The 2,427-nt window shown below is 56.6% G+C and carries 2 protein-coding genes; both read left to right on the forward strand.

The features are described 5' to 3' along the window. Positions 1–905: 905 nt before the first annotated feature. The gene (locus AC0L2A_RS35965) at positions 906–1,370 is read left to right on the forward strand and encodes an Lrp/AsnC family transcriptional regulator (protein ID WP_019863379.1); all 465 of its coding nucleotides are present in this window, start codon (positions 906–908) and stop codon (positions 1,368–1,370) included. A gap of 502 nt (positions 1,371–1,872) precedes the next feature. Then, a partial coding sequence (locus tag AC0L2A_RS35970) for a GMC family oxidoreductase N-terminal domain-containing protein (protein ID WP_473612924.1) occupies positions 1,873–2,427 on the forward strand: 555 nt, incomplete at its 3' end.

Consider the following 2,427-nt stretch of genomic DNA (forward strand, 5'->3'; position numbering starts at 1 on the left):
AAGTCGAGATATTCCCGACCGTCTGCAGCGATGAGAGTGGTCCCGACTCCGCGATCGAATAGGGCCGGGAAGGCTCGGACGTAGCTGCGCACCTCAGACTCCAGGCGATTGAATACCGCGAGGCCTGCATCATTTTCGAGTGCGAATTGCTTGTTCATAGGCGAACTCCTCAATCTGAAGCCTGCAAAGCCAGGCCTCTTCGTCTTTATGATAGTGGCGTGTAGGTGCCATTGTGAGACAATAGCGCGCTAGATTGGGCGCCTTGCGCAAATTCTGACCGGCGGGATGCAGCAATTATGCGAAATTGCTGGCAGGTCCGCAGGAGGCCGGCAGTTTGTTTGATCACGATGACGATTTTTCCCAACCACCTCAAGACGGTTGCATTGGATGCATCAACCGTGGCAGGCGAACCTAAGCGCTCGATTCTCCATACACAGATGGGGCTCTTGGCAGGGCGAGCTAACGAATGGAAACTGAGGCGCGGAAAGCCCGTAGAGGTCTTCCCCCATCAGCATCGTTTCAGCTGGCTCGCGTTTATGTTTCGAGACGTTTCCCGGGCCGAACTGGGCCCAAGGCCTCGGCGTTCGGCCGTCGGCTGCCATTGTCAGTTGGGCGATGGTGGACAGCATCTCTTCGGCCAACGGCTATCTGCCGGGCTCGCCAACTCCTTGGATGGGACCCGTCGCGTGAGGCGCATCCGCACCTCATTGATTGGTTTTGCCCCCGGCATTCAGTTCCCGACTTTCGAACTGAGGTCGAGGACGATAGCTAGCGATGATACCCGACATTATTTGTGCCCATGCCTGGCCCGATCGTTTGGGCTTCCGTCTGCGCGGGGTTGAAGCTACAGTGGGGTGCCTAGCGCAGTTTTCCTGCGCAAATTACAGCTATTCCGGAGATTGACCATGGAATTGGATCGGATTGATCTGAAAATCTTAAGCGCTGTTCAGCGCAACAATCGCCAAACAACGGAAGAATTGGGTCAACTGGCCGGTATATCGCCCACCGCCTGTCAGCGGCGATTGAAGCAGTTGCGACAAGCTGGCGTGATTGAGGCTGATGTTGCAATCGTGTCGCCTGAGGCGGTGGGCCGGTCCCTGATGATGCTGGTCTTGGTCGATATTGAGCGCTATCGTTCCGACGTCATCGATCGCTTCAAGCAGTCTCTACAGAAGGCGCCTGAGGTAATGAGCGCGTATGCAGTCACCGGTAACGCCGATTTCGTTCTCCTTCTCTCGGTGCGTGACTTGGCAGAGTATGACTCCTTCTCGAGGCGTTTCTTCTTTGATAGCCCGGCTGTTAGAAATTACAGCACGATGATTGTGATGGATCGCACGAAGGTGTCCTTGGCGGTTCCAATCGATGTATAGCAAGCGCAATCTTACGCGCATTCAACAACTGGTGATCCGATTCATCAATGACTGGCGCAAGGGTCAGCCGCCTTGCCCGCCGGCCATGATTGGGACGGGAATTTTCGTACCTATAGAACGGCGATTGAGCGCAAGGCGAAGCATCTTCTGCTCCTTGCGGGCTCCTTCTGTGGGCGGCGCTGAAGGGCCCAGCGGCCCCGTCAGCGCGATGCTGCAAAAGCAGGGACCTACGGGCTGCATTCTGATGTATCTCGCGATAGGTTTTGTCCCCCTCAGTCGCGATGCGCTTTGGCCACTTAAGTCACGATGCTCCGGCATGCCTTCAGCCCTGATGGACTGCTGGCAGGGTCATGTTTGAAGACCTTCCGCCCCTAGTGGGGAGCCGCCATAATGCGAATCTCGTAAGAATGCGCTGATTTCCTGCGTTCTTGTAAGATAATGGCGCGTTTTTGCTCGCTCGCCGTTGCTAGATTTTGCCCGACTCAGACATTTGCGAGGTTGCGTGGTTTTCGACTACATTGTCGTCGGTGGCGGTTCCTCCGGATGCGTGACGGCGAGCAGGCTCTCCGCCAATGGCGCTCGCGTGCTGCTCATTGAAGCTGGCCCGGATACGCCGCCGAATGCCATTCCTGACGACATCCAGGATGGCGATCCAACGCGTGCTTACCTTAATCCTGACTATCGATGGCAGGCGCTTCACGCGACAATGGTGCGCGATGGCCGCAAGCCTGTTCATTACGAGCAGGCCCGTGTCATGGGCGGCGGATCCAGCATCAATGCTCAAGTCGCCAACCGCGGTGGCCCCGGGGACTACGATGAGTGGGTTTCAAGCGGTGCCACGGGCTGGGGTTGGGAAGACGTGCTGCCCTACTTCCGTCGACTGGAATGCGATCTGGATTTCAGCGGCGAATTTCACGGCAAGGACGGCCCCTTGCCAATCAAACGTGTGCGCCAATCAGATTGGTCGGGCTTCATCCGGACAATCTCCGATGCGTACGATGCTCTGGGGCTTCATTTTAGGCCAGACTTCAATGGTGCATTCGGTGATGGCTATTCA

The sequence above is a fragment of the Mesorhizobium sp. WSM4844 genome (genome assembly GCF_055811775.1).

Bases quoted from the DNA above. Each gene is read 5' to 3' on its own strand.
- AC0L2A_RS35965 (WP_019863379.1), top strand. From the start codon at position 906: ATGGAATTGGATCGGATTGATCTGAAAATCTTAAGCGCTGTTCAGCGC.